This window comes from Pseudomonas sp. (genome assembly GCF_049645325.1).
Classification (GTDB): Bacteria; Pseudomonadota; Gammaproteobacteria; order Pseudomonadales; family Pseudomonadaceae; genus Aquipseudomonas.
The window spans coordinates 15,149-32,819 of record NZ_JBARTQ010000021.1 but is presented as its reverse complement, the minus strand read 5'-3'; the positions used below and the strand labels follow the sequence as shown (position 1 = coordinate 32,819).

Here is a 17,671-nt window from a genome sequence, read left to right as displayed (position 1 = left end):
AATCCGGAAGGCCCACGCAAGTGAGGATTTCCGGGTTTTTTTTTGCCTGCCATTCGGTGGCCGTAAAAGGCCGCCAACACAGAGGCGGCCCGCGCTCGCGTTGCTTAGCCAAACCTCCCCGTAATGTAATCCTCGGTTTGCTTCATCTTCGGCTTGGTGAAGATCTCGTCCGTATTCCCATACTCAATCAATTCCCCCATGAACATAAACGCGGTGTTGTCCGACACCCGCGCGGCTTGCTGCATGTTGTGGGTCACGATGATCACGGTGTACTGGGTCTTCAATTCAGTGATCAATTGCTCGATGCGCCCGGTGGAGATCGGGTCCAGCGCCGAAGTGGGCTCGTCCAGCAGCAACACCTGCGGGCGCAGCGAGATGGTGCGTGCGATGCACAACCGCTGCTGCTGGCCGCCGGAGAGGCTCTGGGCGCTCTGGTTGAGCTTGTCTTTCACCTCATCCCACAACGCACCGCCGCGCAGTGCCTGTTCGACGCGGTCATTCATTTCCCGGCGCGACAATTTTTCGTGGTGGCGCACGGCGTAGGCGATGTTGTCGTAGATCGACATCGGAAACGGCACGGGCTTCTGGAACACCATGCCCACGTGGCTGCGCAGGCGGTTCATCGAGTAGCCCGGTGCAAGGATGTTTTCACCGTTGAGCAGCACTTCCCCACGGGCTTCCTGCTTCGGGTACATCGAGTAGATGCGGTTGAACACGCGCAGCAGCGTGGACTTGCCGCAGCCCGACGGGCCGATGATGGCGGTGATGCGTTTTTCCGGGATGTCGATGTCGATGGACTTCAGGGAGCGTTGGTTGTTGTAGAAAAACTCCAACCCACGTACACGGATTTTGGTTTTTTCGAGATCAATGCCAGTGGCGTCCATCAGTGAGACCTATTGCGTAAAAGGATCAGGCGAGATGCCAGGCTGAGTACCAGCACGAACAGTGTCAGGACCAAGGCACCGGCCCAGGCGAGGGCGTGCCAGTCATCGAACGGGCTCATGGCGTACTGGAAAATGACCACCGGCACGCTGGCGATCGGCTTGAGCAGGTTGCTGCTCCAGAACTGGTTGCCGAAGGCGGTGAACAGCAGCGGTGCGGTCTCCCCGGTGATGCGGGCCAAGGCCAGCAGAATGCCGGTGACGACGCCGGCCTTGGCCGCCCTCAGCACAATCTGCAGCGTCAGCTTCCATTGCGGCACGCCGAGGGCCAGGGCGGCCTCGCGCATGGTCGAGGGTTGCAACTGGAGCATTTCATCGGTGGTGCGCACCACCACCGGAATCACCAGCAAGGCCAAGGCCAGCGCGCCGGCGAAGGCGGAAAACCCCACCTGGTGATTCGTCAGCAGGTTCAGCGGCAGGATGACGGCGGTGTAAACGAACAACCCCAGCACAATCGACGGCGCAGACAGCAGGATGTCGTTGATAAACCGCACCGTGGTGCCCAAGCGTGAATGCCGCGCGAACTCTGCCAGCCAGATCCCGGCCATCAGCCCGATGGGTGTGCCGATCAGCAGGGCGAGACCGGACATCAGTGCGCTGCCGTAAAACGCATTGGCCAGACCGCCTTCAGTGCCGGGCGGCGGGGTCATCTGGGTAAACAAGCGCAGATTAAGGGCCTGGAAACCGTTGATGATGGTCGTCAGCAGAATCCACGCCAGCCATAGCAAACCAAAGGCCGTGGCGCCACAACTGAGGAACATCGCCACGCCATTTTTCAGCGCGCGCTTGCGATAAAGACGTTCGTTGGCGTTCATAGACCTTCCTTGCGGGACAGACGCATCAGCAGCAGTCGCGCGAGTGCCAGCACCACAAACGTCACGATAAACAGCAGGAAGCCCAGGGCGATCAGTGCGGAACGATGCAGGTCGGTGTAGGCCTCGCTGAACTCGTTGGCAATGACCGAGGCGATCGAACTGCTCGGCATCAGCAGGGAGGCGGAAAACTGTTGGGCGTTACCCAGCACGAACGTGACCGCCATGGTCTCGCCAAGTGCACGGCCCAAGCCGAGAAAGATGCCGCCGACCACCGCCGAACGGGTATAAGGCAAGACGATGTCCCACACTACTTCCCAGGTAGTGCTGCCCAAGGCGTAGGCGGATTCCTTTAACTGCGTCGGCACGCTGCGAAACACCTCATGCATCACCGACGTGATAAACGGCATGATCATCACCGCCAGCACAATGCCAGCAGTCAGCATGCCAATCCCCAGCGGCGGACCCTGGAACAGCGAGCCAACAAAGGGCAGGGCGCCCAGGTAATCGTTGATGTAGGGCGACAAGTACTCGGCCATAAACGGCCCGAACACGAACAAGCCCCACATGCCGTAGATGATTGAGGGAATACCGGCGAGCAATTCAATGGCCGACGCGACCGGCATTTTCAGCCAGGGCGGTGCGACTTCGGTGAGAAAAATCGCGATGCCAAAACTGACCGGGACTGCAATCAGCAGCGCCAGAAACGAGGTGACCAATGTGCCGTAGATCGGCACCACGGCGCCGAAGTGGTTGTTGACGGCGTCCCACTCGGTGCTGGTGATGAAGCCGAAACCAAAGGTTTTGAACGCGAGTGCGCCGCCCCACAGGGTTGAGGCGGCGATGCTGGCCAACAACAGCAGCACCAGCATGGCGGCCCCGAACATCGAGCGCTTGAACCACAGATCGTGGCGTTGGTCGCGGGCGGCGCGGTTGTCGCCTCGTGTGTCACCCGCGTGAGTCGTCATAACCAGAGGTTGGACAATGTCGTTCATATCAGATGTGCTCACCGCCTTGCGCAATCACTGCGCAAGGCGGTCGTAGGGCGAATCAGTTAGTGAAGTCAGACTTCCAGTAACCTTCGATTCGCGTCACCAGGGAGTCCGGCAGGGCGACGTAGTCCAATGCCGCGGCCTGTTGCTGGCCCTTTTCCAGTGACCACTTGAAGAAGCTGAACGCTGCTTGGCTTTGCTCGGCATTCTTGGGCTGCTTGTACATGATGATCCAGGTGGTGGCCGTGATCGGCCATGCGCCTTCGCCTGGGGCGTCGGTCATGATCAGGTTGAAGTCCTTGGCGCTGGCCCAGTCGGCGGTGTCAGCCGCAGCCTGGAACGCCTTGGCGTTAGGCGAGACGAACTTGCCCGACGCGTTCTTCAACTGCGTGTAGGTCATTTTGTTCTGCAGGGCGTAGGCGTATTCGACAAAGCCGATGGAATTCTTGATCTGCTTCACGTAGGCCGAAACACCTTCGTTGCCCTTGCCACCCACGCCAACCGGCCAAGGCACCGTGGTGCCGAAACCGATTTTTGTTTTCCAGCTGTCGCTGACTTTGGCCAGGTAGTTGGTGAAGTTGTATGAGGTGCCCGAGCCGTCAGAGCGGTGGACCACGGTGATGTTCGCCACCGGCAGGTTCAAGCCTGGGTTGAGGGCGGCGATGGCCGGGTCGTTCCAGGCTTTGATATCACCGAGAAAGATCTTCGCCAGCACGTCGCCGTCGAGTTTCAGCTGGCCGGCGGCGACGCCTTCGACGTTCATCACTGGCACGATGCCGCCAATCACGCTGGGGAACTGGCCCAGGCCGCCGGCTTTGAGTTCATCGGCCGACAGCGGGGCGTCAGAGGCGCCGAAATCCACAGTGGCGGCCTTGATCTGGGCGATGCCGCCACCGGAGCCAATCGACTGATAGTTGATGCGGTTGCTGGAGTTCTTGCTGTAGTCCTGCGACCACTTGGACAGCACCGGATAGACGAAGCTGGAGCCGGCACCGGTGACATCGGTGGCGTGAGCCACGCCACTCAGGCACAGCGCGCTCAACAAAACAGACAGACTTTTTTTGCTCGGCAACATCACGACAACACCTCAAGGGAAGGGGTAAGTGGATAGGTCCACCTGTCTAAGACGTGACGATTTAATTCCTGAGATATGTCTGTTTAATGACGGTTTGGCTTTATGAAGAAACATTTAGAAATGTTTCTGCGGCATGGCTTACTCGGCAGGCCGCTCGCTCAGCTCAATGAAGTACTGGCAAATCAGCCGATCCTCGCGCAAACACTGCTCACTTGCCGGCATGCCCGTGGCTTCGGAAAAGAACGCGGCCATGGCCCGGCACACGCACTGTTCCTCGCGCACCACGCTGCCTACCGGGCACGTGAAATTGCGCACCATCACCCCTCCATCCTGCTGGACGGCCTCGGTGCTCGCGCCCAAGGCGTCGGCGGCAGCCATGGCGGCGCGCAGGCCGCTGTCGAACGTTGTCGGGTTGGCCAAGCCAGCGCGCTGGGCCAGTTGGCGTCCGGTTTGCTCCAGCACGTCGCCCAGCTCGTCGACGTCGTAGCGATCCTTGAGGGTGGCCAGCAGTTGGGTCAACAACACCTGGTAGGCGGTGGAGGTCACGTCCTCGCTGCCTGGCGCGGCCTCGAATACCACTGGCGGCTTGCCGACGGTATTGGGCGGGCGGATTTTGCTGCGGCGCACCAACCCTTCGGACTCCAACTGCTTGAGCTGCACGATCACCGCATTGCGCGTGACGGCCAAGTGTTCGCAGAGCTGCACCACGGTCAGGGGCTCGCGTTGGAGGAGGTGCAGGAGGTCACTTTTGGTACTCACGAGCGGCAGTTTCACTGGCTTTTTGGGGGCTTGAGTATAACGCCATAAAACCTTGGGCGAGGAGAAAAAACAATAATGACAAATAATATTGTCATTATTGTTTTGAGGTGATTAGAATTCGCCGAAATCACCCACCCACAGGACACACCCATGAAAAGACCCCAACGTTTGTTGCTTGCACTGCCGTTCGCCTTCACGGTGATGGGCAGCGCCGTGGCGCAGGATGCGCCTCAGCAATCCACCCCAACCCAACTGGTCGACGCCCTCAATGGCGTGTTCGGCCAGCACGCCGGCGCGCGTGCGGTGCACGCCAAGGGCATCGTGCTGGAAGGGCGCTTCACCCCAAGCCCCTCTGCCGCATCCATCAGCAAGGCGCCGCATTTGCAGGCCACGACGGTGCCGGTCACCGTGCGCTTTTCCAATTTCGCCGGGATTCCGGACATTCCGGACAACCACGCTTTGGCCAGCCCGCGTGGCCTGGCGATTCGCTTTGCCCTGCCGGACGGTGGCAGCACTGATATCGTCGCCCACTCGTTCAATGGTTTTCCGTCGCCCACCGCCGATGATTTTCGCGACCTGCTGACCGCCCTCGGCACCAGTGGCCCAGACGCAGCCAAGCCCACCCCGCTGGACGCTTACCTCGCCACCCATCCCGTGGCAAAAGCCTTCCTCACCGCGCCCAAGCCTGCGCCGCAAAGCTTCGCCACCCTGCCTTACTACGGGGTGAATACGTTCAAGTTCACCGACGCCGCGGGCAAGGTCACGTTTGGTCGCTACCAGTTTGTGCCGGTCAGTGGCAGCCACTTCCTGAGCGAGGCGCAAACCGCCAAGACCAAGCCTGATTACCTGAGCGACGAGATCCAGCAGCGCGTCACCCAAGGCGCCGTGCGTTTCAAACTGGTGGTTCAGGAAGCCGCGCAGGGTGACAAACTCGACGATCCGTCGATCGCCTGGCCGGCCAGCCGCCCGGTGGTGGAACTGGGCATCCTCGACATCACGCGCGCCGTGGCCGACAACGTCGCCGCGCAAAAAAGCCTGATGTTCCTGCCCAATAACCTGCCGGCCGGCATCGAACCGCAAGACCCGATGATCAATGCGCGTTCCGCCGCCTATCCTGTTTCATTCGGCCGTCGGCAATAAGTCGTCGCCTTACCGATAATAAGAGGCAAGCCCTGATGAGTCTGATACCGAACAATTCACTGATCACTGCGACCCCGGAAGAGGGGCGCGAGTTGGCGATCAAAATGGCGCGGCTGGTGATCAAGGCCACGCAACCGGATGAAGCGGTGCGCGGTCGCTTGCGCGATGTGTACGCCAATGACGCGGCGATGCTGATCAGCATCGGCCAGGTGGTCGCGACGGAGTTTGCGACGATCGCGGCAGCCAATAAATACTGGAACCCCTGAGGCAAGCAGGGCAACCACTGCACAGTGGTTGCCCTGGCGCGGTTTATTCCCGGCCGGATAAAAAATAAGCTGCGTGCAAAGGAGCGAAGCGCTGTGGGAAATTGGCCACCACTTTGTCTTCAGCAGGAAAAAACCGATGAGCGTTCTTCAGCGTTTGCAGCAACTGGGCATTGTCCTGCCTGAACCGATCAGCCCTTTGGGTTCCTACAAAACGCTCAGCGTAGCGGGCAACCAGTTGCACGTTTCCGGTCTGGGCCCGTTTGAAAACGGCCAGCCCATGGTCGGCATTGTCGGCGACGATATGACGGTGGAACAGGGCCAGCATGCCGCACGTTTGACCCTGTTGATGATTCTGGCGTGCATCGAACACGCCTATGGCCTCGACAACCTCCAGCGCTGCATTCGTCTGACGGTGTACGTGCGCGCCACACAGTCGTTTACCCAACACCCTGCCGTCGCCAACGGCGCCAGTGACCTCTTGCAGGCGCTGTTTGGTGCCGACCAACTACCGGCTCGCAGTGCGCTCGGCGTGTACTCGTTGCCGATGGGCATTCCCGTTGAAATCGACAGTATTTTTGAACTAAAACCCGCCGGTCACGATGCGGTCAAAAGGTCATAACGAGTAACGGATAATCCGGCAAAGTCGTTGAAATGCATGGGATTGTCGGACAATCCAGTGAGTGAAAAACTCTTCATAATCGGCCCGCTCGAACGTTGGTAGTTTCCGCATCGCTGCCCAATAATTCGAGTCCTAATAATGAATAACAAAACTCTTAAAGGCGCTTTGGCGCTCTCCATTTCGCTTGCCTCCACACAGCTGCTCGCCGGTGGTTTTGCACTCAACGAACAAAGCATCAGTTCTATGGGTACAGGCTACGCCGGTCGCTCCTCCTCGGCCGATGACGCCAGCACGGTGTTTGGCAACCCGGCGGGCATGTCCCGTATCAAACAGAATGAAGTGAGCATCGGGGCGACCTACCTCGATGCCAAGACCAACATCAAGGACGCCAGTTCTTCCCAAGGCGGCGTCGATAACCCGGGCACCAACAAGGGCGACATGGTCCCCGGCATTGCCGTGCCGATGGGTTACCTGGTCACTCCGATTGATGAGCACTGGGCCTTTGGCCTGGGGATCTACGCGCCGTTCGGCCTGGTGACGGACTATGAACACAGCTTCCAGGGCAATGGCTTTGGCAACAAGAGCAAGGTTCAGGTCATCACCGTGCAGCCAACGGTCAGCTATGCCTTCAACGACAAGGTTTCGGTAGGTTTTGGCCCGACGTTCAACAAGATCAACGGGGAGCTGGATTCCAAAGTGCCGGCGTTCGGGCTGGGCACGGAAGCGGTCAAAATCAAGGGCGACGACACCGCCATGGGCTTCAACGCCGGCATCCTGGTGCAGGCCCTGGACAGCACACGTATCGGCGTCACCTACCATTCGCAAGTGGTGTATCACCTGACCGGCAAGACCGACGCGTCGGGCGTTCTCTCCGACCTGCTGGACGGTGGGCCGCAGAAGTACGACGCCAAGCTGAATGTCACCACGCCGTCCTCCGTGGACTTCTCTGTCACTCACCAGCTGACGGATGACCTGACGCTCTACGTAGGCAGCACCTACACGCGCTGGAGCCAGTTGAAGAAGATCACGGTGAACAACAGCGGCGTGTCTGACCTTACCGCTGAACTGGCGGGCCTGGATTCCATCACTGAGCAGCAACACTGGCACGACACGTGGTCGCATGCCATCGGGCTGTCGTACCAGCTCAACAAACAGCTGGTGCTGCGTACCGGTTTCTCAGTGGACCAGACACCGACCAATAACACCGACCGTTCTGTCCGTATTCCCACCGGCGACCGCACCGTCTTCAGTTTGGGCGCCGGTTGGACGCCCGTGGATAACCTGACCTTTGACGTGGCCTATTCCTACCTGAAGGAAGAGCCGATCAAGATTCGCGACAACAACCCGCAGTTGGCGCTCAACTACGACGCCAAGTATGAAAACAGCGCGAATGGTTTTGGTGGTTCGGTGACTTACCGCTTCTAACCCCGCGTAACCGGGCAAAGAGCCGGTTTTTTGGCAGGCTCTTTGCCATCATATTTGGCCGCAACCCTGTCATTACCGGCGTGTCTTGGTTAGATTGAAAGCTACTCGGCTTTTAAGACACGGACTGTCATGAATACGCTAACGCCTGTTATCGCGCCCAATCCCCTCATCCTTCGCGCCGCCGTGCCTGCACCTGCGGCGACGCTGGCGAACCCTCTCGATGTTTCTGCGGCCCGGCCGTCTTCGGTGGTCAGCCTCGGCAACCCGGTGGCTGATGCCGTCGATGTCTACACGCGCAACGGCGTGTTGCCCGGCCAGGAAAACGTACGCACCTGGGAAAGCAGCAGCCAGGACGCCGTCACGCAATTGATGAACACCCGCTTCAACTCGGTTACTACCGCCAGTCGCTACAGCGATTTGGGGGCAACCTTGGTGGATCAGTTCATTAAAGGCGGCGGCGCGGGCATTTCCCAGTCGGTGCTCACTACCACGGCTGACCGTGCCGGGGACGCCGCCGGGATCAAGACGGATCAGGCCGCGCTGCACAGCAAGGCGGATAACCAGGTCAGCCTGAGCATCAAGACAGCCAGCGGCAAAACCGTCACCTTCAGCCTGTCCAGCCAGAAAGATGGCCTGGGTGTGCAGGCCACGGTCGAGGGTGGCGACTTGACCGCCGATGAGCTCAAGGCGGTCGGCCAATTGGGCAGCGCCTTCCAGGCTTCGGTCGACGGGTTGATGGCGGTGCCGCCCAAACTCGACCTGGGCAAACTGACCCAATTCGATACCAAAGTGCTGGCGTCCGTGGACCTCAATGCCCAAGTCAAAGCCCAGCATGGCGATGACCTGACGCTGGCCTTTCACGGCGACAGCCAGAGCCGCACCACCCGCATGAGCGGGCCGGCCGGCAACATTGACCTGGCCGTGGACCTGAAAAACGTAGCGATCCTCGGCGATGCCAAACAGCAAGCCAAGGCCCTGAAAACCTACCTTGCCCAGTTCGACCGGGTCGAGAAACGGGGCAGTGCCAACGCGGACCTGATGGCGATGTTCAAGGACGCGTTCAGCGCCATGAACAGCAACTATCCACAGGGCGCCACCTCGGACGCCTTGACCCGCAACCCGACTGACAAGGGCTTGCTCACCGGCCTGGCTGACTTCAAGGCCTCGATCAACCAGGCTGCGGGCCGTTCCAACCCGATGCGTCCTTCGGAAATCGATAGCTTTTCCTACCGCGTGTCACAGAAGACTCAGGTCAGCGGTCGTGGCACGGCGGACCGTAGCGTGACTCAACATCAGCAGTCGGTGCTCTCGGCGAACGTTCACCAGAGCCTCGACGGTGGCAAGCCGCCGACGCTGGGGACCAACGCTGAGTCGCAGAACTACCTGTATGTGCAAGTGCAGGACAAGGCCAGCAGCATTGCGAGCATCGCCTATAAGGACGGTCAACTGGCGAATGCCTCGGTCACGCAAACGGCTTCCCAGAACACGCATACGCAGAAGTATGTGATGGCCAAACAGGTCGAAGACACCGTGGTGCCGAAGGAGAGCGCCTCCAGGCGCGACTATCTGGCGCTGCTTGAACGCGCGGCCCAGGAAAGCAAAAAATCCAGGGATGCGCTGGAGCAGTCAACGTTGAAGAACGCGCTGGCCAACCTGCATGACTCGGTCATGCTGCAGGAAGACCCCGACGTGCTGATGCGCTGATTTTCGGCACGGTAAAAGCGGGAAGGCCCCGTGACGGGCCTTCCCGCTTTTTTGCCTTTCCTGCGTGGGGCGCAATGCCAGATTAGGCTTTTGAATCGATTCGATATTCTGTAGCCTTGCGCAGCTTCACCTGAACCCGTGCTTGATGAACACAATCACTTCGTCCGGCGGCGCCCGAAGGGCTCCAGAGCCGGTGGTATACTCGACTTTCGCGCAACTGCGCCTGCAGGTCTTGCGAACATGACGCAAATTTCCGAACGCCTTCTGGTTCAAGCCCACCTCGACGCCAAGCAGCCCAAAGCCCTCAGCGCCGACGAAGAGGCGAGCCTGCGCGCCGCCATCGCCGCCGAGCTCAAGGCTCAGGACGCGGTGCTGGTTGCCCACTTCTACTGTGACCCGGTGATTCAGGCCCTGGCCGAAGAAACCGGCGGCTGTGTCTCCGATTCCCTGGAAATGGCCCGCTTCGGCGCTGCCCACCCGGCCAAGACCGTACTGGTCGCCGGTGTGCGTTTCATGGGCGAGACCGCCAAAATCCTCACCCCCGAAAAACGCATCCTCATGCCCACCCTGGAAGCCACGTGCTCCCTGGACCTGGGCTGCCCGGTGGATGAGTTCTCGGCGTTCTGCGACCAGCATCCCGAACGCACCGTGGTGGTGTATGCCAATACCTCGGCGGCGGTCAAAGCCCGTGCGGACTGGGTCGTGACCTCCAGCTGCGCGCTGGAAATCGTCGAGAGCCTGATGGACAACGGCGAGACCATTATCTGGGGCCCGGACAAGCACCTGGGCACCTACATCCAGCGCCAGACCGGTGCGGACATGTTGCTGTGGGACGGTGCCTGCATCGTCCACGAGGAATTCAAATCCAAGCAGCTTGAGGACATGAAGGCGCTGTACCCCGACGCAGCGATCCTGGTGCACCCGGAGTCGCCGACGGCCGTCATCGAACTGGCTGATGCGGTGGGGTCTACCAGCCAGCTGATTGCTGCGGCGCAGCGTTTGCCGAACAAGACGTTCATCGTGGCGACTGACCGGGGCATCTTCTACAAGATGCAGCAGCTGTGCCCGGACAAGGTGTTTGTCGAGGCGCCTACTGCCGGCAATGGCGCGGCTTGTCGCAGTTGCGCGCATTGTCCGTGGATGGCGATGAATACGCTTGAGCGTACGCTGCAGTGCTTGCGTGAAGGCAGTAATGAGATTTTTGTGGAGCCTTCGGTGGTTCCTCACGCTGTGCGGCCGCTTAAGCGGATGTTGGATTTTACTCAGGCGGCGCGGTTGAGGCTGGCTGGGAATGCCTGATTGGGGGTATATCCGTTGTTGGGGTGAGGGCTTCTATGGGTTCCGCTCTTACAGCGGGTCACTTTTGGAAAGGAGCCCCAAAAGTAACCAAAAGGGCTCTTGCCCCTCCACTCGGCACCTCGCTGTGGCTCGGTGTGCCCGCACTCCGGCTTGAATCCGTGGGCCGCCGCCACGCGCCATCCATGGCGCGGGGCGGCTAACCCGGCATCCTTGCCGGGTTACCCACGGATTCAAGCCTGCGTGCGGCCATCGGGGTTAACGGGGCGCCTGAGATCAAGATCAAGATCAAGATCTACAGCACGGCGGCCTGAAAGCCGACCTGAGTGGTTGAAGCAGAAGCCAGATCAACGGCACAAGCAGCGCAAAAGCAGAAGCAGAAGCACATCTGTTTTTCTGTGGCTTGCCTGCGATGCAGGCACCTCGGTCTGTCAGGTACACCCAGTTGATGTCATGACAGACAAGCCAGCTCCCACACGAGTAACCCATGGAATAACCGGGTAGTCCCAGGTGTTTACACAGATACCTGACCATACACCGAGCCTGCCCGGATGACTGACAACAAGACCTGCCGCCTGCTTCGTCCCCGCGTTGTCGTGATTGGCAAGCAAGGCCTGCACAATACCGTGGGCATTTCCACCGAGACGGTGGGGGCCACCGGAATAAACCTGCAAATTGTCACCATTGCGCCCTGCGCCCGGGCCAAGACCCATATGCATGAAGGCCACGAAACGGCGATCTATGCACTGACGGGCGTGTCCAGCGTGTGGTACGGCCAGCAGTTGGAAAACCACGAAATTATTCACCCCGGCGACTTTTTCTATATTCCGGCGGGGATGCCCCATCAGCCTTATAACGACACCGCCGAACCGGTGTCGGTGCTGGTAGCACGGTCCGACCCCAATGAGCAGGAAAGCGTGGTGCTGATGCCTCACCTCGATACGCTGCATGCTGTGGGTAAAAAGCTGTGAGTACCGACAGCAGTTACCTCAGTGCCACTGAATTGCTCGTCTGAAAGGCTATATCGCCGCTGTGGAGAGGCTCAACCCTGCCTCAACGGGCACTGCCCTAATGTTCGCCGAGTGCCTGGCCGACGTTCTTGGCGGGTTCCAGATGCCGCCTGCCATGGGTTACGGCGAGCGCTAAAGCCTCAGCCCTGCGCGACGTTGAAGAATGCCACCTGGGTGCTCAACCGGTCTGCCAACTCCGCCAGTTCGCGGTTGGAGCTTTCCGTCACTTCGGAGCCGGCGGCCGATTGCACGGTGGAGCTGTGGATGCGTGTGACGTTCTGCGCGACTTCTTCGGCGGCGGCGCTTTGTTGCACCGACGCGCTGGCGATCTGCGCGTTCATTGCATTGATCGCGCTCACTTCCTGGCTGATCCTGCCCAGCGCTGCCTGGGAGTCGCGGGTCTGTGTCACGGTGATCTGGGCCAGGCTGCGGCTGCGCTGCATGATGTCGGCTGCGTCCTGGGTGCCGCTTTGCAGCTTGCCGATCATGTCGCGTATTTCCTGGGTGGATTCCTGGGTGCGCGTGGCGAGTGAGCGCACTTCATCGGCCACCACCGCAAACCCACGCCCATGTTCACCGGCGCGCGCCGCTTCAATCGCGGCGTTCAACGCCAGCAGGTTGGTTTGCGCGGCGATGGCGTTGATCACTTCAATCACGGTTTCGATGGTTGCGCTGTCGCTGGACACTTGGTTGACGCAGGTGGTGGCCTGGTCGAGGATCGTCGCCAACTCTTCGATGGCCACGGTCATTTCGCCCACCAGGCGGCGGCCGCTGCCCACTTCGGCGTCAGCCAGGATGGTCGCTTTGGACGCGGCGGTGGCATAGCCCGAGACCTCGCTGACCGAAGCGGCCATTTGTGTGATCGCCGCAGCCACATGTTCGGCTTCGCTGGTTTGCAGGGTGATTTGCTGGCGGTTATCGCCGGCCACCGACAACAGGGTGACCGAGGACTGGCGCACCGCCTGGGAGGCTGCGCGCACCTCGGTGATGGTATCGCCCAGGCGTGACAGGGCGTTTTTGAGAATGCCCATCACACTCTCGGGGTAGCGGGTTTCAATCGTCTGGTTCAACTCACCGTTGGCCAGGCGACGAATCGCTTCGGCCACGTCTTCCGGCTCCGCACCGAGGGTGGTCTTGACCTTGCGGATGATCAGCAGCGACACCAATACGCTCAATACAATCGCAACGCCGCTGGCGGCGATCATCAGCAACGCGAACTGGCTGGCGGTGGCTTGTACCGTGTCCAGGCGCTGCTTGATCCGGGCTTCTTCGAAGTCGATCAGTGCGTTCACGCGTTTGAGCCATTCGGTGTAGTAGCCCGAGGTCTGTGCGAGCAGCAGTGCCTGGGCACCGGCGATGTCATTGGCGCTGCGCAGGTTGACCACGCGCTCGGAGGAAGCCAGGGCCTGCACCTCGATGGCCTTGATGTCGGTAAGCAGGCGAGCTTCGTCGGCGCTGGCGGAGGCGCCGAACAGGCGGTCGAGCATCACCGCGGAGTCCTGGTAATCGCGCTTGAGCTGGTCGATCTCGGCCAGGTGCTGATTCAGCGCCGGCTCATCCTTGACCAGCACCGCGTCGCGAATGGCGATGGCGCGGTTGTGCACGCTGCCGCGGAAATTGATGGCGTAGCGCTGTGCCACGGCGGCTTTTTCGCCCACGTCCTTGAGGGTGCTGTCGATAAAGCCCACGCGTTGAATACCGACGGCAGTGATCAACACCAGCAACGACAGCGTGGACGCAAAGCCCAGGCCGATACGCGTCGCCAACGAGACGGGTTTGTTCATGGAAAGGCTCGATATTCAAAGGGTTAGGGAGTGATGGCTAAAAGCTATCTGTCTCGCGGAATCTAAACACCCCCAGACGTTGCGTCCAATCAGTAAACGCTGAACCTGACATTGAGCGAATTGATGGAATAAATCGGCACTCTCGGGTTTTATACGTCATCCAACGTATTTTCCGTTTGCCCTGCGCGCCTGAGACTGGATTGAACGCAACACGTCATCCGTCCAGGAGCCAGCCCATGACCGAAACGCTGATCAAAGTCGACCTCAACCAGCCCGTCACCGAAAACGAGCAGATCCATAACCGCTGGCACCCGGATATTCCCATGGCCTGCTGGGTAAAGCCGGGCGACGATTTCATCCTGGAAACCTACGACTGGACCGCCGGCGCGATCAAGAACAACGACGACGCCAGCGACGTGCGCGATGTGGACCTGTCCACCGTGCATTATCTCTCCGGCCCAGTCGGCGTACACGGCGCTGAGCCGGGTGACCTGCTGGTAGTGGACTTGCTCGACATCGGCGCCAAAGCCGAATCGCAATGGGGCTTCAACGGTTTCTTCTCACGCCAGAACGGCGGCGGCTTTCTGACCGACCACTTCCCCAGCGCACAAAAAGCCATCTGGGATTTCAAGGGGATGTTCACCAGTTCGCGGCATATCCCAGGGGTGAATTTCGCCGGGTTGATCCACCCCGGTTTGATCGGTTGCCTGCCCGACCCGGTGATGCTCGCCGACTGGAACCGCCGCGAACAGGAACTGATCGACACCAACCCGACACGTGTGCCGCCGCTGGCCAACGCGCCGCTGGCCGCCACCGCGCACATGGGCAAGCTCAAGGGCCAGGCCCGTGACGACGCTGCTGCCACTGGCGCGCGCACGGTGCCGCCGCGTGAGCACGGCGGTAACTGCGACATCAAGGATTTGTCCCGCGGCTCGAAGATATTCTTCCCGGTCTACGTCAACGGCGCCGGGCTGTCGGTGGGCGATTTGCACTTCAGCCAGGGCGACGGCGAAATCACCTTTTGCGGCGCCATCGAGATGGCCGGCTGGGTGCACATGAAAGTCGAGCTGATCAAAGGCGGCATGGCCAAGTACGGGATCAAGAACCCGGTGTTCAAGCCCAGCCCGATCACCCCGAACTACAAGAATTACCTGATCTTCGAAGGCATCTCGGTGGACGAACAGGGCCAGCAGCATTACCTGGACGTCAACGTCGCCTACCGCCAGGCCTGCCTGAACGCGATCAACTACCTGACCAAGTTCGGCTACTCGCCGGCCCAGGGTTATGCGCTGCTCGGTTCGGCGCCGGTGCAGGGGCACATCAGCGGCGTGGTGGATATTCCAAACGCTTGCGCAACCTTGTGGCTGCCCACCGAGATCTTCGAGTTCGACATCAACCCCAACGCCAACGGGCCGACCAAATTCCTCGACGGCAGCATCGACCTGCCTATCGCACCGGACCTGTAGCCATGCCGACCTATGAATACAGCTGTGAAACCTGCGGCACGTTCACGATGTTGCGCCCGATTGCCCAGCGCCATGACCCCAGCGAGTGCCCGTATTGCGCCTCGGCTGGCGGGCAACTGCAGGTGTCGGCGCCGGCGCTGAGCATTCTTTCAGCCAACCAGCGCAAAGCCATCGCCGGCAACGAACGCAGCGCCCATGCGCCGCAGACCGTCGGTGAATATCAGGAAAGCCGACGCCACCCGGCGGGGTGCAGTTGCTGCGGCACCAGCAAGAAAGTGCTGCCGAGCAAAGCCAACCCGCTGGGCCTCAAGACCAAAACCGGGCCTCGGCCGTGGATGATCAGTCACTAGCCCAGGAGCGTTGTTATGCGTCATGGCGACATTTCCAGCAGCCCCGACACCGTCGGTGTCGCGGTGGTGAACTACAAGATGCCGCGCCTGCACAGCAAGGCCGAGGTCATCGAGAACGCGAAGAAGATTGCCGAGATTATCGTCGGCATGAAGCACGGCCTACCGGGCATGGACCTGGTGGTGTTTCCCGAGTACAGCACCATGGGCATCATGTACGACCACGATGAGATGATGGCCACCGCCGCCAGTATTCCTGGTGAAGAGACGGCGATTTTCTCGGCGGCCTGCCGCCAGGCGAACACCTGGGGCGTGTTTTCCCTGACTGGCGAGCGCCACGAAGAACACCCGCACAAGGCGCCGTACAACACGCTGGTGCTGATCAATAACCTCGGCGAAATCGTGCAGCGTTATCGCAAATGCATTCCGTGGTGCCCCATCGAGGGTTGGTACCCGGGGGATCGTACCTATGTGTGCGAGGGGCCCAAAGGCATGCAGATCAGCCTGATCATCTGCGACGACGGCAACTACCCGGAGATCTGGCGCGACTGTGCGATGAAGGGCGCCGAGCTGATCGTGCGCTGCCAGGGCTATATGTACCCGGCCAAGGAGCAGCAGGTGCAGATGTCCAAGAGCATGGCCTGGGCGAACAATTGTTACGTGGCGGTGGCGAATGCGGCCGGGTTCGACGGCGTGTATTCGTACTTCGGCCACTCGGCGATCATTGGTTTTGATGGGCGCACGCTGGGCGAGTGCGGCGAAGAGGAAATGGGCATTCAGTACGCGCAACTGTCGGTGTCGCAGATCCGCGACGCGCGGGCCAACGACCAGTCGCAGAACCACCTGTTCAAGTTGCTGCACCGGGGTTACACCGGCATGCATGCCTCGGGCGATGGCGACAAGGGCGTGGCTGACTGCCCGTTCGAGTTCTACCGCACCTGGGTGCTGGATGCGCAAAAGGCCCAGGAGAATGTCGAGAAAATCACCCGCAGCACGGTCGGTGTCGCCGAGTGCCCGGTGGGGCAGTTGCCTCACGGTGGCAAACAAAAGACGGCGGAGTAGGGCATGCGTTTTACCTTTGAACCGTCACAGGTAATGGCGTTGCTGCGCAGCCGGATCGTGGGGCAGGACGCCGCGCTGGCTCAGGTGGAAGGTTTGCTCAAGGTGGTCAAGGCCGATATTGGCGAACGGGAGCGGCCGCTGAGCGTCAACCTGTTCATGGGGCCGACCGGCGTGGGCAAGACTGAAATTGTGCGCCTGCTGGCCCAGGCGCTGCACGGCAGGGCCGATGGTTTTTGCCGCATCGACATGCACACCCTGGCTCGGGAACATTACGCTGCGGCGCTCACCGGCGCGCCGCCGGGGTATGTGGGCAGCAAGGAGGGCATCAGCCTGTTCAACAGTGAATTGATCCAGGGCACCTACAGCCGGCCGGGCATCGTGTTGTTCGATGAGCTGGAAAAAGCCAGCCAGGAAGTGGTGCGCAGCTTGTTGGGCATCCTCGAAAATGGCCAATTGACCCTGGCCGGTGGCACGCGGACGCTGGACTTTCGCAACAGCCTGATCTTCATGACCAGCAATGTCGGCGCGCAGCAGGCACGGCGCCACCGCCAGCGATTTGCGCACGGCTGGCGCCGCGTGCTGCGGCTGTTCGCCAGGGCGGAGGCGGCGGTGTTGGAAGAGGCGTTGCACGGGCATTTCGAGCCGGAATTTCTCAACCGCATCGACCGTATCCTCATGTTCGAGCCGATCGACGACCACTGGCTGGCTGCACTGCTGGACGTGGAGTTGGGCAAACTCAATCAGCGCCTCGCCACCCAGCAGCGCTCATTGACGCTGGATGAACAGGCGCGGGCGTGGCTGTGCCGCGAGCATGACGCACGGTTTGGCGCGAGGGCGCTGGGCCGACGCTTGCGGGTGGAATTGGAACCTGCCATTGCCGAATGTGTGTTGCGCGAACCCGCTGTGCAGCGAATGTGCGCAACGGTGCGCGAGGCGCAACTGGAGGTTTTTGCGCACTAACCTTGCAAACCAC

The 17,671-nt window shown here is 60.6% G+C and carries 17 protein-coding genes; 11 read left to right on the top strand and 6 right to left on the bottom strand.

Annotation, left to right across the window (positions count from 1 at the left end):
- Positions 1 to 104: 104 nt before the first annotated feature.
- From pstB to WBB95_RS00665, 5 genes are all read right to left on the bottom strand, one after another.
- Positions 105 to 884 carry a phosphate ABC transporter ATP-binding protein PstB gene (gene pstB / locus WBB95_RS00685; RefSeq protein WP_424485842.1) on the bottom strand — a complete coding sequence of 260 codons (780 nt, stop codon included), beginning with the start codon at positions 882 to 884 and terminating at the stop codon, positions 105 to 107.
- A complete protein-coding gene (gene pstA / locus WBB95_RS00680; RefSeq protein ID WP_424485841.1) occupies positions 884 to 1,756 on the bottom strand; it encodes a phosphate ABC transporter permease PstA in 873 nt (290 codons plus the stop codon). The genes pstB and pstA overlap by 1 nt, the downstream gene beginning before the upstream one ends.
- Positions 1,753 to 2,748: a phosphate ABC transporter permease subunit PstC gene (gene pstC / locus WBB95_RS00675; protein ID WP_424485840.1), complete on the bottom strand. Its 996-nt coding sequence runs from the start codon at positions 2,746 to 2,748 to the stop codon at positions 1,753 to 1,755. The genes pstA and pstC overlap by 4 nt, the downstream gene beginning before the upstream one ends.
- 55 nt (positions 2,749 to 2,803) lie before the next feature.
- On the bottom strand, positions 2,804 to 3,820 hold the full coding sequence (pstS, locus tag WBB95_RS00670) for a phosphate ABC transporter substrate-binding protein PstS (protein ID WP_424485839.1): 1,017 nt from the start codon (positions 3,818 to 3,820) through the stop codon (positions 2,804 to 2,806).
- 138 nt (positions 3,821 to 3,958) lie between these two features.
- On the bottom strand, positions 3,959 to 4,579 hold the full coding sequence (locus WBB95_RS00665) for a helix-turn-helix transcriptional regulator (RefSeq protein ID WP_424485838.1): 621 nt from the start codon (positions 4,577 to 4,579) through the stop codon (positions 3,959 to 3,961).
- A gap of 150 nt (positions 4,580 to 4,729) precedes the next feature.
- Between WBB95_RS00665 and WBB95_RS00660 the strand changes: the two genes are divergently transcribed.
- The 7 genes from WBB95_RS00660 to WBB95_RS00630 all read left to right on the top strand — a co-directional run bounded on the left by WBB95_RS00660 (position 4,730) and on the right by WBB95_RS00630 (position 12,000).
- Positions 4,730 to 5,719: a catalase family peroxidase gene (locus WBB95_RS00660; protein ID WP_424485837.1), complete on the top strand. Its 990-nt coding sequence runs from the start codon at positions 4,730 to 4,732 to the stop codon at positions 5,717 to 5,719.
- 35 nt (positions 5,720 to 5,754) lie between these two features.
- Positions 5,755 to 5,985 carry a hexameric tyrosine-coordinated heme protein gene (locus tag WBB95_RS00655; protein ID WP_016973255.1) on the top strand — a complete coding sequence of 77 codons (231 nt, stop codon included), beginning with the start codon at positions 5,755 to 5,757 and terminating at the stop codon, positions 5,983 to 5,985.
- Between the two features lie 136 nt (positions 5,986 to 6,121).
- A complete protein-coding gene (locus WBB95_RS00650) occupies positions 6,122 to 6,604 on the top strand; it encodes a RidA family protein (RefSeq protein WP_424485836.1) in 483 nt (160 codons plus the stop codon).
- A 138-nt stretch (positions 6,605 to 6,742) separates the two neighbouring features.
- Positions 6,743 to 8,029, top strand: a complete 1,287-nt coding sequence (locus WBB95_RS00645) for an OmpP1/FadL family transporter (RefSeq protein WP_424485835.1) — start codon at positions 6,743 to 6,745, stop codon at positions 8,027 to 8,029.
- Positions 8,030 to 8,158: 129 nt separating this feature from the next.
- Positions 8,159 to 9,733, top strand: a complete 1,575-nt coding sequence (locus WBB95_RS00640) for a lactate dehydrogenase (RefSeq protein WP_424485834.1) — start codon at positions 8,159 to 8,161, stop codon at positions 9,731 to 9,733.
- A 240-nt stretch (positions 9,734 to 9,973) separates the two neighbouring features.
- The gene (gene nadA, locus WBB95_RS00635) at positions 9,974 to 11,032 is read left to right on the top strand and encodes a quinolinate synthase NadA (protein ID WP_424485833.1); all 1,059 of its coding nucleotides are present in this window, start codon (positions 9,974 to 9,976) and stop codon (positions 11,030 to 11,032) included.
- A 548-nt stretch (positions 11,033 to 11,580) separates the two neighbouring features.
- The gene (locus WBB95_RS00630; RefSeq protein ID WP_424485832.1) at positions 11,581 to 12,000 is read left to right on the top strand and encodes a cupin domain-containing protein; all 420 of its coding nucleotides are present in this window, start codon (positions 11,581 to 11,583) and stop codon (positions 11,998 to 12,000) included.
- A 179-nt stretch (positions 12,001 to 12,179) separates the two neighbouring features.
- Here the strand turns inward: WBB95_RS00630 and WBB95_RS00625 are convergent, their stop codons facing one another.
- The gene (locus WBB95_RS00625) at positions 12,180 to 12,788 is read right to left on the bottom strand and encodes a methyl-accepting chemotaxis protein (RefSeq protein WP_424485848.1); all 609 of its coding nucleotides are present in this window, start codon (positions 12,786 to 12,788) and stop codon (positions 12,180 to 12,182) included.
- Between the two features lie 1,271 nt (positions 12,789 to 14,059).
- On the opposite strand from WBB95_RS00625, the gene fmdA reads away from it, so the two are divergent.
- The 4 genes from fmdA to WBB95_RS00605 are packed head-to-tail and all read left to right on the top strand — an operon-like array spanning position 14,060 to position 17,658.
- Entirely contained in the window at positions 14,060 to 15,289 is a 1,230-nt protein-coding gene (gene fmdA / locus WBB95_RS00620) for a formamidase (RefSeq protein ID WP_424485831.1), read from the top strand.
- A 2-nt stretch (positions 15,290 to 15,291) separates the two neighbouring features.
- Positions 15,292 to 15,639 (top strand): FmdB family zinc ribbon protein, encoded by a 348-nt coding sequence (locus WBB95_RS00615; protein ID WP_424485830.1) that lies wholly within the window; start codon positions 15,292 to 15,294, stop codon positions 15,637 to 15,639.
- Positions 15,640 to 15,654: 15 nt separating this feature from the next.
- Positions 15,655 to 16,698, top strand: a complete 1,044-nt coding sequence (locus tag WBB95_RS00610; protein ID WP_424485829.1) for an aliphatic amidase — start codon at positions 15,655 to 15,657, stop codon at positions 16,696 to 16,698.
- Positions 16,699 to 16,701: 3 nt separating this feature from the next.
- Positions 16,702 to 17,658 carry an AAA family ATPase gene (locus WBB95_RS00605; RefSeq protein ID WP_424485828.1) on the top strand — a complete coding sequence of 319 codons (957 nt, stop codon included), beginning with the start codon at positions 16,702 to 16,704 and terminating at the stop codon, positions 17,656 to 17,658.
- The last annotated feature ends 13 nt before the right edge of the window (positions 17,659 to 17,671 follow it).

Coding starts and splice junctions, on each gene's coding strand:
- pstB (WP_424485842.1), bottom strand. CDS start 884: ATGGACGCCACTGGCATTGATCTCGAAAAAACCAAAATCCGTGTACGT.
- pstA (WP_424485841.1), bottom strand. CDS start 1,756: ATGAACGCCAACGAACGTCTTTATCGCAAGCGCGCGCTGAAAAATGGC.
- pstC (WP_424485840.1), bottom strand. CDS start 2,748: ATGAACGACATTGTCCAACCTCTGGTTATGACGACTCACGCGGGTGAC.
- pstS (WP_424485839.1), bottom strand. CDS start 3,820: ATGTTGCCGAGCAAAAAAAGTCTGTCTGTTTTGTTGAGCGCGCTGTGC.
- WBB95_RS00660 (WP_424485837.1), top strand. CDS start 4,730: ATGAAAAGACCCCAACGTTTGTTGCTTGCACTGCCGTTCGCCTTCACG.
- WBB95_RS00655 (WP_016973255.1), top strand. CDS start 5,755: ATGAGTCTGATACCGAACAATTCACTGATCACTGCGACCCCGGAAGAG.
- WBB95_RS00650 (WP_424485836.1), top strand. CDS start 6,122: ATGAGCGTTCTTCAGCGTTTGCAGCAACTGGGCATTGTCCTGCCTGAA.
- WBB95_RS00645 (WP_424485835.1), top strand. CDS start 6,743: ATGAATAACAAAACTCTTAAAGGCGCTTTGGCGCTCTCCATTTCGCTT.
- WBB95_RS00640 (WP_424485834.1), top strand. CDS start 8,159: ATGAATACGCTAACGCCTGTTATCGCGCCCAATCCCCTCATCCTTCGC.
- nadA (WP_424485833.1), top strand. CDS start 9,974: ATGACGCAAATTTCCGAACGCCTTCTGGTTCAAGCCCACCTCGACGCC.
- WBB95_RS00630 (WP_424485832.1), top strand. CDS start 11,581: ATGACTGACAACAAGACCTGCCGCCTGCTTCGTCCCCGCGTTGTCGTG.
- WBB95_RS00625 (WP_424485848.1), bottom strand. CDS start 12,788: ATGACCGTGGCCATCGAAGAGTTGGCGACGATCCTCGACCAGGCCACC.
- fmdA (WP_424485831.1), top strand. CDS start 14,060: ATGACCGAAACGCTGATCAAAGTCGACCTCAACCAGCCCGTCACCGAA.
- WBB95_RS00615 (WP_424485830.1), top strand. CDS start 15,292: ATGCCGACCTATGAATACAGCTGTGAAACCTGCGGCACGTTCACGATG.
- WBB95_RS00610 (WP_424485829.1), top strand. CDS start 15,655: ATGCGTCATGGCGACATTTCCAGCAGCCCCGACACCGTCGGTGTCGCG.
- WBB95_RS00605 (WP_424485828.1), top strand. CDS start 16,702: ATGCGTTTTACCTTTGAACCGTCACAGGTAATGGCGTTGCTGCGCAGC.